Annotated in this window: 13 protein-coding genes and 1 pseudogene; 8 read left to right on the forward strand and 6 right to left on the reverse strand. The window is 64.4% G+C overall.

Annotated features, from left to right (window positions below):
• Window positions 1–17 precede the first annotated feature (17 nt).
• From ACVWZ4_RS35065 to ACVWZ4_RS35075, 3 genes are all read right to left on the reverse strand, one after another.
• Window positions 18–1,394: an ATP-binding protein gene (locus ACVWZ4_RS35065; RefSeq protein ID WP_456734573.1), complete on the reverse strand. Its 1,377-nt coding sequence runs from the start codon at window positions 1,392–1,394 to the stop codon at window positions 18–20.
• A gap of 95 nt (window positions 1,395–1,489) precedes the next feature.
• Window positions 1,490–2,164, reverse strand: coding sequence for a response regulator transcription factor (locus ACVWZ4_RS35070; protein WP_092226734.1), 675 nt, complete (start codon window positions 2,162–2,164; stop codon window positions 1,490–1,492).
• Between the two features lie 231 nt (window positions 2,165–2,395).
• Window positions 2,396–2,551, reverse strand: a complete 156-nt coding sequence (locus tag ACVWZ4_RS35075; RefSeq protein ID WP_177242965.1) for a hypothetical protein — start codon at window positions 2,549–2,551, stop codon at window positions 2,396–2,398.
• Window positions 2,552–2,784: 233 nt separating this feature from the next.
• On the opposite strand from ACVWZ4_RS35075, the gene ku reads away from it, so the two are divergent.
• From ku to ACVWZ4_RS35095, 4 genes are all read left to right on the forward strand, one after another.
• Complete coding sequence (gene ku / locus ACVWZ4_RS35080) at window positions 2,785–3,759, forward strand: non-homologous end joining protein Ku (RefSeq protein WP_456763599.1); 975 nt, start codon at window positions 2,785–2,787, stop codon at window positions 3,757–3,759.
• A gap of 58 nt (window positions 3,760–3,817) precedes the next feature.
• The gene (locus ACVWZ4_RS35085; RefSeq protein WP_456702644.1) at window positions 3,818–4,054 is read left to right on the forward strand and encodes a hypothetical protein; all 237 of its coding nucleotides are present in this window, start codon (window positions 3,818–3,820) and stop codon (window positions 4,052–4,054) included.
• A 170-nt stretch (window positions 4,055–4,224) separates the two neighbouring features.
• On the forward strand, window positions 4,225–4,407 hold the full coding sequence (locus ACVWZ4_RS35090; protein ID WP_456702643.1) for a hypothetical protein: 183 nt from the start codon (window positions 4,225–4,227) through the stop codon (window positions 4,405–4,407).
• A 184-nt stretch (window positions 4,408–4,591) separates the two neighbouring features.
• On the forward strand, window positions 4,592–4,756 hold the full coding sequence (locus ACVWZ4_RS35095; RefSeq protein WP_456705227.1) for a Flp family type IVb pilin: 165 nt from the start codon (window positions 4,592–4,594) through the stop codon (window positions 4,754–4,756).
• A 43-nt stretch (window positions 4,757–4,799) separates the two neighbouring features.
• Here the strand turns inward: ACVWZ4_RS35095 and ACVWZ4_RS35100 are convergent, their stop codons facing one another.
• The 3 genes from ACVWZ4_RS35100 to ACVWZ4_RS35110 form a co-directional block, all read right to left on the reverse strand.
• A complete protein-coding gene (locus ACVWZ4_RS35100) occupies window positions 4,800–5,201 on the reverse strand; it encodes a (R)-mandelonitrile lyase (protein WP_456742169.1) in 402 nt (133 codons plus the stop codon).
• Between the two features lie 102 nt (window positions 5,202–5,303).
• On the reverse strand, window positions 5,304–5,993 hold the full coding sequence (locus tag ACVWZ4_RS35105; RefSeq protein ID WP_456739564.1) for a carboxymuconolactone decarboxylase family protein: 690 nt from the start codon (window positions 5,991–5,993) through the stop codon (window positions 5,304–5,306).
• Between the two features lie 90 nt (window positions 5,994–6,083).
• On the reverse strand, window positions 6,084–7,289 hold the full coding sequence (locus ACVWZ4_RS35110; protein ID WP_456739565.1) for an arabinose transporter: 1,206 nt from the start codon (window positions 7,287–7,289) through the stop codon (window positions 6,084–6,086).
• A gap of 99 nt (window positions 7,290–7,388) precedes the next feature.
• Between ACVWZ4_RS35110 and ACVWZ4_RS35115 the strand changes: the two genes are divergently transcribed.
• The 4 genes and pseudogenes from ACVWZ4_RS35115 (at window position 7,389) to ACVWZ4_RS35130 (ending at window position 14,185) form a co-directional block, all read left to right on the forward strand.
• Window positions 7,389–8,288: a LysR family transcriptional regulator gene (locus ACVWZ4_RS35115; protein ID WP_456739566.1), complete on the forward strand. Its 900-nt coding sequence runs from the start codon at window positions 7,389–7,391 to the stop codon at window positions 8,286–8,288.
• A 131-nt stretch (window positions 8,289–8,419) separates the two neighbouring features.
• Window positions 8,420–8,764 (forward strand): hypothetical protein, encoded by a 345-nt coding sequence (locus tag ACVWZ4_RS35120; protein WP_456739567.1) that lies wholly within the window; start codon window positions 8,420–8,422, stop codon window positions 8,762–8,764.
• Window positions 8,765–8,870: 106 nt separating this feature from the next.
• Window positions 8,871–10,517 (forward strand): annotated as a pseudogene (locus ACVWZ4_RS35125) (thiamine pyrophosphate-requiring protein); the annotation flags it as partial.
• 95 nt (window positions 10,518–10,612) lie between these two features.
• On the forward strand, window positions 10,613–14,185 hold the full coding sequence (locus tag ACVWZ4_RS35130; RefSeq protein WP_456739568.1) for a GAF domain-containing protein: 3,573 nt from the start codon (window positions 10,613–10,615) through the stop codon (window positions 14,183–14,185).
• The last annotated feature ends 14 nt before the right edge of the window (window positions 14,186–14,199 follow it).

A 14,199-nucleotide genomic window follows, 5' to 3' on the forward strand; every position in this document is an offset into this window, starting at 1 on the left:
GGTTTGGGAACAGAGGATTATATTCCGGGCAGCACCAGCTCGGCCCGCAAGCCGCCAATCGGCGCGCTGCCGAGCGAAAGACTGCCGCCATAGAGCGCAGCGAGGTCGGTCACGATGGACAGCCCAAGTCCCGAGCCCGGCTTGGATTCATCCAGCCGCTGGCCGCGGCGGGAGGCCTGGGCGCGCTCGGCCTCGGAGAGGCCGCGCCCATCATCATCGACGATGAGCCGCAGCCTGGGGCCTGTGCCTGCACGGGTCGGGGCCTCCACCAGCGCCTCGATGAGAACGCGCGAGGCCGCCCATTTGCAGGCATTGTCGACGAGGTTGCCGACCATCTCCTCCAGATCCTGCTTCTCGCCCCGGAATTTCGCGGCCGGATCCGCCTTGGCCTCCACAGTGATGCCGCGGCCGCGGTGGATCTTCTCCATGGTCCGCCGCAGCGCCTCGATGGCCGGCGCAACCTCCGTCACGGTGCCGACGATCGAGACCCTGGCTGCGATGCGAGCGCGCTCCAGATGGTGGGCGAGCTGGTTACGCATCACATCGGCCTGCTCCATCACCTTGGCCGAGAACGGATCGGCCGCATGCGCGCCGGCCTCGTTGACGATCACCGACAGCGGCGTCTTGATCGCATGGGCGAGATTGCCGACATGGGTGCGGGCGCGCTCGACGATCTCCCTGTTGGCATCGATCAGCGCATTGGTCTCGCGCGCCAGCGGCGCGATCTCCACCGGAAATTCGCCTTCGAGCCGCTCGGCCCGTCCGGAGCGGATATCGGCGATGGATTCGGAGATGCGCTTGAGCGGCGCAAGGCCGAAGCGGACCTGGAACACGGTCGTCAGCAGCAGCACGATCCCGAGCGCGGTGAAGGTGCCGCCAAGATAGTAGTCGAAGCTGCGTGTCTCATCGAAGATCTCGGTGTCGTCGCCGGCGACGCTGACAAGGTATTTGCCGTCGGCGCCGAGATCGACGGGACGCTCGACCATGCGCAGGTTCTGCCCCTCGGGCCCGTCGACGTAAGCGAGACGAATGCCGGCTGCGGTGAGCTCGGCCCCCTGGTCTTCCAGCTTCGGCAGCTTCTTGTCCCAGAGAGAGCGTGAGGAGCGCACCTCCGGCTTCTCGGTGTCGGTGCGTGTGATCTGCCAGTACCAGCCGGACAACGGCAGCTCGAACAGGGGCTCGCCCAGCGACTGGAACTGGCGATCCGGCGGTTCATCGGGGGTTGCGACCTCTGCGATGAGGGTGCGCAGATAAAGGTTGAGCCGGCGATCGAAGGCGCGCTCGGTCGCATTCTTGTAGACTGACGACAGCACCACGCCGGTTATGGCCAGAATGACCACGAGCCAGGCGGTCGCCGACAGGAACAGGCGGTTCGCAAGCGAGCTGGCGGGCATCGGAATGATCCCGGAGGCGCGAGGTGGTGGCATGGCGTCGGCGGTCATATCAAGGACCAAGGCCCGTGTCGGGCCGCCCGTCAAGCCCACACCGCTCAAGCACCCGGCGTCGGCGGCGGGGTCAGGAGATAGCCGAGGCCGCGGACGGTCTGGATGATGTCGACATCGAGCTTCTTGCGGATGCGGCCGACGAAGACCTCAATCGTATTGGAGTCGCGATCGAAGTCCTGGTCGTAGAGATGCTCGACCAGCTCGGTGCGCGAAACCACCCGCCCGGAATGGTGCATGAGGTAGGCCAGAAGCCGATATTCGTGCGAGGTCATCTTGACCGGATTGCCCGACACGCTGACGCGGCCGGTGCGGGTGTCGAGAGTGACGGGGCCGCAGCTGAGTTCGCTCTGGGCATGGCCGGTGGAGCGGCGCAGCAGCGCGCGGATGCGCGCCAGCACCTCCTCCAGATGGAACGGTTTTGGCACGTAATCGTCGGCGCCGGCGTCGAAGCCCTGCACCTTGTCGCTCCAGCGGTCGCGCGCGGTGAGGATCAAAACCGGCATGGTGCGACCGTTGCGGCGCCAGGCCTCCAGCACCGAGATGCCGTCCTTCTTGGGCAGGCCGATGTCGAGCACCACGGCGTCATACGGTTCGTTGTCGCCGAGATAGTGCCCCTCCTCTCCGTCGAAGGCACGGTCGACGACATAACCGGCGTCCGTCAGCGCCTTTGTGAGCTGGCGATTGAGATCGGGGTCGTCCTCAACAACAAGCAGGCGCACGCTTCTCTCCAGAAATAGACTGCACGATCGATCGCCAGAGATGATCAATTCCGGCGTGAACTGGATATGAACGCGGGGAACCACCGGCGTTACTTTTTGGTCATATACGACGTGTCAGGAACAAACGCGACTACGCCCGCCAGCCCACCGGACGGACCGGAGGCATGGCGGGCGCAATGTGCCGCCGATAGCGGCTGGTCGGAAGGTCCGCCCTTCCCGCTGTTTGAGCCGTCAGGTCCTGAAGAATACGAACCAGATGACGGCAAGAATCAGGATCGCAAGCCCGGTCGAGATGGCGAGCAGCGCGGCCACGGAGGGCCCGGGTTCGCCCTGGCGTGCCTCGGTCGCGGTTTCGACGATCCGGTTCTGCTCTCGCGTGGTTGCCATGACGCCCTCAATCTCTCGGTGCCGCCCCCGGTGACCGCGAGTTCTTCGCAGCCAGTATCGGAAGCCAACGCCCGATCCGATTTGATGTTCCGGTTTCTGGGACTGAATCGGCCCGAACCGCAGGGGCAGCGACTGGTTAACGCAGTTGCAAGATTCCGATCCAACCTGTGTAGGATTCGGTGTTCCCCGATGGTATTCTCATAGGTCTGTCCCTGTTGCGTTTGGAGTAGCCCATGGCCCCCCGCGCCAATTGGAAGGGTTTTCTGCGTCTCTCGCTCGTGACCTGCCCGGTCGCGCTGTATCCGGCCACATCGGATACCGAGAAGGTCTCGTTCAACCAGATCAATCGCAAGACCGGCCACCGGATCAAATATCTGAAGGTCGACGCCGAGACCGGCGACGAGGTGACCTCCGAGGACATCGTCAAGGGCTACAAGGTCGATACCGACACCTACATCGAGGTCACCAAGGACGAGCTCGAGGATATCGCGCTCGACTCCACTCACACGATCGACATCGACGAGTTCGTGCCGAAGACCGACATCGACAACCGCTATCTGATCCGCCCCTATTACCTCGTTCCCGACGGCAAGGTCGGCCACGACGCCTATGCGGTGATCCGCGAGACCATCCGCAGCATGGACAAGGTTGCGATCGGCCGTGTGGTATTGACGAATCGCGAGCACATCATCGCGCTCGAGCCGCTCGAGAGCGGGCTGATGGGCACGCTGCTGCGCTATCCCTACGAGGTGCGCAGCGAGACCGAATATTTCGACGAGATCCAGGACGTGAAGCTGACGAAGGACATGCTCGACCTCGCCAAGCACATCGTGGAGAAGAAGTCCGGGGCGTTCGAGCCGGAGTTGTTCGAGGATCATTACGAGACCGCGCTGATCGATCTCATCAACAAGAAGCGCAGCGGTGCGCCGATCGCGGTCAAGTCCACGCCGAAGAGCGGCGGTAACGTCATCAACCTGATGGACGCGCTGAAGAAGAGCCTCGCCAGCGAACAGGAAGCGCCGCCCGCCGCGAAGGTCGCCAAGGAGACGGTCAAGGGCAAGAAGCCGAAGAAGCGCGTGGCGGGCCAGCGCGAGATGCTGCTGCCGATCTCGGGCAAAGCCGGCAAGGACGCAGCCGGCAGGGAAGCGGCGCCCAGGAAGGCCGACAAGCAGGTGCGTGCGACAACGCGAGCGAAGAAGGCCGGCTGACGCCATCGCATCGCCGATCGCGCCGTGACGTCTTCCCTCACCGATCCGGCGTCCTGACATGCCCTGGTCGACGCCGTTCGACGATCCGATCGGCCTGCGTGGCGGCGCCAAGCTGCGCACCTTGCAAGAAGCTGCCGACTTCATCATGCAGCTGCCCGAGGCTGAGCAGCAGGAGCCGCGTTGGCAGACCGCGATCGAGATGCTGATCAACGCAGCCGAGGCCGGCGGCGGCTGGCGGATATTCGCTCGCATCGCCATGCTACGCGCGTTGAACGCGGATAGCAGGCATCGATGAGCCGCGCTCGGCATGCTGGCCCGACCGCTCGACGAACAGCCTCAACAAACCCTTAAGCGGCTGGATCACTTGTCGCCGCACCGGGTATTCCTACGGGACGCAAAATTAACCGATGATTCCCCTTGCGTGCATCAATGTCCGGCCGTCGAAAAACCGGGGGTCGCACGACCGTGCCGCAACAGGACGCCAGAAAGAACTACATCGGCATCGTGAGTGACACCGCCGAGGACGATCGCATCGCCGACACGGCGGTGCAGGCGCAGCCGCATGTCGTGAACTATCTGGTCGGTCGCCTTGCGGCCGCGCTGGGACGCCCTGCAAAGGTTGCGCCCGGACGCTCCACCTCGAGTTGAGCACGTCCCGCTTCCGTCCATTTGAATTGGATAATGAAACGTTCGTTTAACGGCTGTTACGTTAAGAAACGACAGGCTACGTCGGCCGCACCCGATTTTGATGCGCGAAAAGCGCCTCGCCGATCACCTTACCAGTTTGATAACGACGCGCGCCTACATTGGACCGGACGAACAGGAGTTGGCGATGATTGTGCTCAGGTCTTTTCTTGCCGATGAGAAGGGCGCCACCGCGATCGAGTACGGCCTGATCGCCGCCGGTATCGCACTCGCCATCGTCACCGTCGTGACCAACACGGGCAGCGCCCTCCTCAGCAACAAGTTCAACGCGATCAGCACGGCCATGAAGTAACGCCGAGGCGTCATCATTTGTGACGCAGCGCGCGTGCGCGAGCTCACTTCCGATATTGCTCGTCGCTGACCATTTCCATCCAGTCGACGTTCTTGCCATCAAGGGATTCCTGGATCGCGATGTGCGTCATCGCCCTCGTCGCGCAGGCGCCGTGCCAGTGCTTCAGCCCTGGCGGAAACCAGACCACATCGCCGGGACGGACCTCCTCGACCGCGCCGCCCGCGCGTTGCACCCAGCCGAGCCCGGCCGTGATGACCAGCGTCTGCCCGAGCGGATGCGTGTGCCAGGCCGTACGCGCGCCGGGCTCGAACGTGACCTCGCCCGCACCGACGCGCGCGGGATCCGGGGCCTGGAATAGCGGGTCGATCCGAACGGTGCCCGTAAACCAGTCCGGCGGGCCCTTCTGCGAGGGCCGGGGCCGGGCGCCGTTTCTCTTGATATCGATATCCATGCTACCCTCCTTTGAACGACCAACGACTGCGCCTCCAACGGCCATCATCGATCAACACGGCTGCGTTGCCGCAGATCAGCACGCCTCTGCGGGTGATCACCGCCGCTTTTCGATCACGTCCCTGACCACAGGAGCGGCAGAGAATGCGTTGGGCCAGCCAGCATAGAACGCGAGGTGGCCCAGCAGCTCGCCGGCTTGCTCGCGGGTCAATCCGTTATCCATCGCCCGGTTCAAATGGTAGGTGATCTGGGCGACCTGCCCCGTCGCGACGAGCGCGCTGACCGTGACGAGGCTTCGGTCCCGCGGCACAAGCCCCGGTCGCAGCCAGAGATCGCGGAACAGCACATCGGCCGTGTATTGAACGAGACTCGGCGTGATGGCGCCGAATTGCTCCCCGACGCGGCTCGCGCGCTGGTTCTCCGCGGCCTCATCGAGCGGAAGCTGGGGCCCGGACGCCGGCGGAAGCTGATCCGCGCCGATGTGGCGTGTGGCAAAGACGTCCCTCGCCGCCGGAATAGCCTCCATCGCGTTCGCCCAGCCGGTGTAGAACGCCAGATGCGTGATGATCTCGGAGATCTCGGCGGGCGTCACGCCGTTGTCGAGCGCGGCACCGAGATAGAATGGCAGCTCTGCCCTCTGGTCGCGCGCGATCAGCGCCGCGAGCGTCACGATGCTGCGGTCGCGCGGCGAAAGGCCGGACCGCTTCCAGAGTTCACCGAGAACGAAATCATGTGCATATTTTTCAAGCGCGGGCGCCACGGCGCGGATGTCTTCCGACTTCAACATGGAATTTTCTCCTCCGACATTTCTCTTGCTCAGCGTCGCCCGGGCTGCCGGCAGCCAGCCAGACCGACAACAATGCAGTTATGAACGCTCTCATTGCGGACGTCCTTCCATCCTGAACGGATGTGCCGACAGCCACCCCGCCACCAGCGCGGCGCAGAGCACGGTGACCGCGCTGGCGAGAAACAGGACGTTCAGCCTCGCGCTTGTCGCGATCAATCCAAGCGCCGGGCTGGCGAGCCCTTGGGCGAGATCGAGAAAGGCGGTGTAGGCGCCCATGGCGAGGCCCCGGCTCTGTGCCGGAACGCGGTGCACCGCCTCGACACCGAAGCCTGGGTAGACCAGTGAGAAGCCGAAGCCGGTGAGCGCGGCCCCCGCCAGCGCCATTTCAGGTCGGACAGCCACCCAGATGAGAGCTTGTCCGGCGGCTTCGACCAAAGCGCACACAAGCGCGACCCTAGCGCCGCCGATCCGATCGGCCAGATGACTGAAAAATACCCGCGCCAGGATGAAGGCGACCGCATAGGCGGTGTAGGCAAGCCATCCGTTGGCCCATCCCCGGCTCGCGAACAGCAGCGCGACGAACGTCGTCACCGCGCCAAAGCCGACGCTGCCGAGAGCGCAGCCGAGGCCCGGCAGCCACACCGAGCCGAGCACCTTGGCGAATGAAGAACGTGCCTGCTGCATCGGAGCGGCAGCTGGAAGCGGCACGACAAGCAACAGAGCAAGGAGCGGCGCGATCGCGGTGGCAACCGCGATCGCGGCAAAGCCGTAGGCGGCGTAGAGCGCCGAGCCCGCCGGCGCGCCGATCGCGAACGCGGCGAACATGGCCGAGCCGACCCAGGCTATGACCTTGCCGGTATTGCCCGTATCGACCCTTGCAAGTCCCCAGCTGACCGCCGCCGTGATGATGAAGCTTTCCGCCGCACCCAGCACACCACGCCCGAGCAGCAGAATCGCAACGGAGGTCAGCGGCGCCCCGGTGAACTCGAGCGACAGCAAGTACAGCAGCCCCGAAGCCGCAGCCGCAATGAGGCCCGCGATCACACCGCGCTTCGCACCCCGGCGATCGGAGAAATGACCGGCCCAAGGCCGCGAGACCAGGGAGGCCGCGAACTGGCTGCCGGCGACCAGACCGACCACGAACGTGCCAAGCCCCAATCCGTCATGGACGTGAACCGGCAGCACGGGCATCGCGACGCCGATGACGAGGAAGGCGGCGAACACCACCGCCATGATCGGCAGCAACGTCACGGTGACGCGAGACGACACGAGGGGTTGGATGGCCGTGATTGACATGCCGATTCAGAGCTCCTGATGACCGCTCCGAACCTAAGACTTCCGCGCACCCGTGATTAGGTGATAGATTTCGCATGTAGTCATTAGGACAGCTAATCAATGCACCGGGACGACGCGAGCGATCTACTCGCCTTCCTCGCCGTGGCGCGGGAACACAGCTTCACGCGGGCGGCAGCGAAGCTCGGCATGACACAATCCGCGCTCAGCCAGATCATCCGCAATCTCGAGGAGCGGCTGGGCGTGCGCCTCCTGAACAGAACGACGCGAAGCGTGACGCCGACCCAGGCCGGTGAGCGGCTATTCCAGAGCATCGGCCCCAAGTTCAACGAGATGGATCGGGATCTCGCCGCGCTCGGCGAATTCCGCGAGAAGCCGGCCGGAACTGTCAGGCTGACGGCCACGGAATATGCCGCGCGCGAGATCCTGTTGCCGGCGCTCGGGAAGGTTTTGCCGAAATACCCTGACATTCATGTCGAGATCATCGTCGACTACGGGCTCGCCGACATCGTCGCGCAGCAGGTCGATGCCGGCATCCGTCCGGGTGAGCTTGTCGCCAAGGACATGATCGCGGTCCGCGTCAGTCCCGACCTGCGCATGGCGGTCGTCGGCTCGCCATCCTATTTTGCGGCGCGCAAGAAGCCCAAAATTCCCCAGGACCTGACCCAGCACAACTGCCTCAACCTTCGCCTGCCTACCCACGGCGGCAGCCTTTATGCGTGGGAGTTCGAAAAGAATGGCCGTGAGCTCAACGTGCGCGTGGAAGGGCAACTCGTGTTCAACAGCGCGGGCCTGCTGCTGGACGGCGCGCTGAAGGGGCTCGGCCTTGCCTATCTCACCGAGGGACACGTGCAGCCTTACCTGTCCCGCGGACAGCTGGTTCGCGTGCTCTCCGATTGGTGCCCGCCGTTCTCCGGATATCACCTTTACTATCCGAGCCGCCGCCAGCCCTCGCCGGCCTTCTCGCTGCTTGTCGATGCGCTTCGATACCGACGGAGATAGCGACCCATTTCCGTCAACTTTGACGGCCATGCGAGGCCTGATATTCTGCTGCCAATCGTTGGACCGGAACTGCTCGAAGGATGCGGATGAGACGCGTGGCGCTCCTGGCTCTTAGCCTCATGGTGGTTGGCGTGGGGTCCCAGGACCGCGCGCGAGGACAGAGTTCGACCGCGCCGCCCGTTTCGCTGGCGGCGCCCAATGCACCGCCGCATGCGAGCGCCAAAAACGCCAAGCCGGCCGCGTCCGGCAAAGAGCCTTCGCCAGCTGTGACCGGCGGGCTGGCGGCATTGCCAAATCCGGCCGCCGACTATGACGGCTTCAACGCCGGTACCGACGAAAATGACGCACCGAGCCGGCTGACGCCGCCTGCGAGGCCGCGCGCAGCAAGAGACACCGGCCTCGACGCGCAGACGCTGGTCGATCAGGAAGACGAGGCGTTGAAGCGCAAGCTGACGATTTGCAAGAACTGCAAATAGCGGGCCGGCGGCTCGCTGCATAGCTGGCGGTCACTTGCTCACGCTTTACCCTTCCCCTATTTCCTGATCCTCTCTTCCCAACAGCCGGACCAACCGGCCACATCAGGAGAGAGACGCCATGAAGCTCGGCACCGCCATTGCGGAAATCATGCGGCGAGAGGGGATCGAGATCCTCTGTGGTTACCCCGTCAATCATCTGATCGAGCACGCGGCAAAGGCCGAGATCAGGCCCGTGATGGTGCGGCAGGAGCGCGTCGGATTGCACATGGCGGATGCGATCTCACGCGTGACCTCGGGGCGCACGATCGGTGCGTTCTGCATGCAGCACGGCCCTGGCGCGGAGAACGCGATGGGCGGCGTCGCGCAATGCTTTGGCGAATCCGTGCCCGTGCTGGTGCTGCCGATGGGCTATCAGCGCCGGCTCGCGCATATCGAGCCGAACTTCAATTCCAGCGAAGCGATGAGGCCGTTCTCGAAATCGTCCGAGCCGATCATCCTGGCGGCGGAGGTCGCCAGCATCTTTCGACGCGCCTTCACCAAGTTGAAGAACGGCCGTGGCGGTCCTGTGATCGTCGAAATCCCTGCCGACATGTGGAACGAGGAGGTGCCGGAACCGCTGAACTACACGCCGGTGCTGCGCACGCGCTACGGTGCCGACCCCGTCCATGTGACAGAAGCCGCGCACCTGCTCATCAACGCCGAGCGCCCCGTGATCTATGCCGGCCAGGGCGTGCATTACGCGCAGGCGTGGCCGCAGCTGAAGCGACTTGCGGAGCGGCTCGCCATCCCCGTCACCACCAGCCTCGGCGGCAAATCATCGTTTCCAGAGACGCATCCGCTCTCGCTCGGCTCGGGCGGCCTTGCGGTGCCCCGCGCGGTGCCGAAGTTCCTCACTGAAGCCGATGTCATCTTCGGCATCGGCTGCTCCTTCACCGAGACCAGCTTCGGCATCGCGATGCCGAAGGGCAAGACCATCATCCACTCCACGCTCGATCCGAATCATCTCAACAAGGATGTGGAAGCGAAGATCGGTCTCGTCGGCGACGCCGGTCTCGTGCTCGATGCGCTGCTGAAGGAGATCAGCAAGACCGTGACCGCCGATCGCGATGCTTCGGCGATCGCGGCCGAGATCGCGGCCTTGCACAAGGAGTGGCTGGCGAAGTGGATGCCGAAACTCACCAGCAACGATGCACCGCTCAACCCCTATCGCGTCCTCTGGGACTTGCAACACACCGTCGACGTCGAGAACACCATCATCACCCATGATGCCGGCAGCCCGCGCGACCAGCTCTCGCCGTTCTGGAAAGCGGTCACACCCCTCTCCTATCTCGGGTGGGGCAAGACGACGCAGCTTGGCTACGGCCTTGGCCTCGCGATGGGCGCAAAACTGGCCAAACCCGACAAGCTCTGCATCAATGTCTGGGGCGATGCGGCGATCGGCTTCACCGGCATGGATTTCGAGACCGCGGTGCGCGAGCGCATCCCGATCATGTCGATCCTGCTCAACAATTTTTCCATGGCGATCGAATTGAAGGTGATGCCGATCTCGACGGAAAAGTACCGCTCGACCGACATTTCCGGCGACTACGCCGCGATGGCGCGCGCCTTCGGCGGCCATGGCGAGCGGGTGACAAACCCGGAGGACATCATCCCCGCGATCAAGCGCGGCATCCAGAAAACGAGGGAAGGCGTGCCGGTGCTGCTGGAGTTCATCACCAGCAAGGAGACCGAGGTGTCGCGGCCGGGCACCTGAACCAGCCGCAGTGCCGCAGGCGCTGGCACGCGCCGCAGGAGATGTGATAATCCGGCCCCGTGCCGCGCCTGCCGCGGCATTCAGCCGGAATGCGAATGACCTCCCCTTCCAACGATGCTGCCGGGATCGACGAGCTCAAGCGGCAATTGCTGTCGGCCGCAGCCGAGAACGCGCGGCTGCGCGATCGCCAGAGTGCCACCGCCGAGATATTGCGCACCATCGCGGCCTCCCCGTCGGACGCGCGGCCCGTATTCGCGGCGATCGCGTCGAGCTCAAAGCGCCTGCTCGGCGGCTTCTCCGCGACCGTGCTCCAATTCATCGGCGACGAGCTGCATCTGGTGGCGTTCACGCCGACCAGCCCGGAAGGCGACGAAGGGTTGAAGGCGTCGTTCCCGCGCCGGATCGAGGATTTTCCAACCTTCGCACTGGTCCGCGGCGGCGAAACGATCCAGTTTCCGGACAGCGAGGCCGCTGACGTCCCCGAGCTGAACCGTGACCTGGCGCGACTGCGCGGCTTTCGCAGCGTGCTGTTCATGCCGCTGATGAACCGCGGCACGGCGGTCGGCATGATCAGCGTCACACGTGCCGTAACAGGCGCATTCGCGCCCGATCAGGTGCAGTTGTTGCAGACCTTTGCCGACCAGGCCGTGATCGCGATCGAGAATGCGCGCCTGTTCAACGCGACGCGCGAGACGCTCGAGCGCCAGACCGCGACGGCCGACATCCTGAAGGTGATGGCGGCTTCACCATCCGACGTGCAGCCGGTGTTCGATGCCATCGCGGCCAATGCCAACAGGCTGATCGACGGCTTCTCCACCGCCGTGCTGCGCTACATCGATGGCGCAGCGCACCTGGCGGCGTTCACGCCCGTCGATCCCGAGGGCGACCGTGTGCTGCAGGCCTCGTTCCCGGTGCCGTTCGCGCAGTTTCCCGCCTACGAGCTCACGGCCAACGGTGACTCGGCGCAAGTACCCGACACCGAGCTCGAACCGGCCACCCGCGACATCGCGCGCGCCCGTGGCTTTCGCAGCATGCTGTTCACGCCGCTGATGAGCGAAGGTGAAGCCAGAGGCGTCATCATCGCGACGCGGCGCACGACCGGCGCATTCCCCGAGCATCATGTACGGCTGCTGCAGACCTTTGCCGACCAGGCGGTGATCGCGGTCAAGAATGTCAGCCTGTTCAACGCCACCAGGGAGGCACTGGAACGGCAGACCGCGACCGCCGACATCCTCAAGGTGATTGCCGCCTCGCCGGCCGACGTCACGCCGGTGTTCCAGGCGATCTCGGACAGCGCCAAGGCGCTGGTCGGCGGACATTCCTCCACCGTCACCCGCGTCATCGGCGGCATGCTGCATCTGGCGGCCTTCACCACCGACAACGAAGCGGGCAATGCGGAGCTGCTGAGCACGTTCCCGGCGCCGCTGGCCTCGTCAGGCATTCACAGCCGCGTCGCAACCAGCGGTGAGTACGCCTTCCGCAGCGACATGCAGAACGAGCCAGACCTGACCGAGGCCATGCGGGAGCTGGCGCGGACCCGCGGCTACCGCAGCATCCTCGTCGTCCCGATGCTGCGCGACGGCGTTGCGATCGGCACCATCGGCGTGACGCGGCGCGAGGCCGGCTCTTTCCCTGACAAGGCGATCAGTCTGCTCAAGACCTTTGCCGACCAGGCCGTGATCGCGATCGAGAACACACGGCTGTTCAACGAAGTCCAGGACCGCACGCGGGAGCTTACCGAATCCCTGGAGCAACAGACCGCGACATCGGAGGTGCTCAGCGTCATCAGCCGGTCGAATGGCGATCTCAGGCCCGTGTTCGAGGCGATGCTCGGCAAGGCAATGCAGCTCTGCGGCGCCAGTTTCGGCGTGCTCAATACCTATGACGGCACGCAGTTCCACACAGCCGCCACTTACGGCTTGCCTCCCGCCTACGATGAATTCCGGCGCAAGGCGCCTCTCAACTATGGTCCGGCCACCGCACCGGCGCGCCTTTTGAGGGGCGAACCGTTCGTCGAAATGATCGACCTCCTGGAATCGGACGTCTATCGCAGCGGAGAGCCGAACCGGCGGGCGTTGGTCGATCTCGGCGGCGCGCGCAGCCTGCTCGCGGTGCCGTTGCTCCAGGACGAGCGCGTAGTGGGCAACGTCATGATCTTCCGGCAGGAGAACCGGCCCTTCTCCCGGAAGCAGATCACCTTGCTGAACCAGTTCGCGGCGCAAGCCGTGATCGCCATCGAGAACGCGCGACTGCTCGGCGAATTGCGTCAGCGCACCGAAAATCTGACCGAGTCGCTGCAACAGCAAACGGCGACAGCCGAGGTGCTCAAGGTTATCAGCCGCTCGGCGTTCGACCTGCAGGCCGTGCTCGATACGCTGGTCGAATCGGCGGCGCGACTATGCGAAGCCGATATGGCGGCGATTACCCGCAAGTCCGGCAGCAGCTATTTCCGGGCGGGCTCCTACGGCTTCCCAGCCGAATTCGTCGAATATGTAAGAGATCTCCCGGTCAGGCCGGACAGGCGCACCATCACGGGTCGGACTTTGCTCGGCGACAAGGTGGTCCATGTCACCGACGTGCTCGAAGACCCCGATTACTTCTTTGAAGGCCAGGAATTGAGCGGCAATCCGCGTAGCTTCCTCGGTGTGCCCTTGCTGCGCGAAGGCAGCACGGTAGGTGCAATTGTTCTCGCACGTCGCGCAATCCGGCCGTTCAGCGAAAAGCAGATCGAGCTCGTTACCAGCTTCGCCGACCAGGCCGTCATCGCGATCGAGAATGTGCGCCTCTTCGACGAAGTGCAGGCCCGCACGCAGGAGCTCGCCAGATCGCTCGACGATCTGCGGGCGGCGCAGGACCGGCTGATCCAGACCGAGAAGCTGGCCTCACTCGGCCAGCTCACCGCCGGCATCGCACACGAGATCAAGAACCCGCTCAACTTCGTCAATAATTTCGCGGCGCTCTCCGCCGAGTTGACGGACGAGCTGAACGAGGTGCTTGCGCCCGTTCCGCTCGGCGACGATGTCCGCAACGATGTCGACGAGTTGACGGGGATGCTGAAGGACAATTTGCAAAAGGTCGTGCAGCACGGCAAGCGCGCCGATTCCATCGTCAAGAACATGCTGCTGCATTCGCGCGAAGGCAGTGGCGAACACCGGGCGGCCGACATCAACGCGCTGGTCGAGGAGAGCCTCGACCTTGCCTATCACGGTGCCCGTGCCGAGCAGCCGCATTTCGACGTCACGGTGAAGCGCGACCTCGATCCGGCAGCAGGCGTCGCCGAAGTGTTCCCGCAGGAGATCACGCGGGTGTTGCTGAACCTGGTCTCGAACGGGTTTTACGCACTGGCAAAACGCCGGGCCGAAGGCGATGCCGGCGCTTTCGAGCCGGTCGTGACCGCCACGACGCGCGACCGCGGCGACAGCATCGAGATCCGTATCCGCGACAACGGTACCGGCATTCCCGATGAGGTGAAGGCGAAGATGTTCAATCCCTTCTTCACCACCAAACCGGCCGGCGAAGGCACCGGTCTCGGGCTGTCGATGAGCCACGACATCGTGGTGAAGCAGCATGGCGGCGCCATCGAGGTCGCGACGGAGCCCGGCGTGTTCACGGAGTTTACGATTCGGCTGCCGCGGAAGAGTGGGTTTTCAGACAACAACAGGGGCTAGCGTTGTCGCCAGGA

It is taken from the genome of Bradyrhizobium sp. USDA 4472, assembly GCF_054058595.1.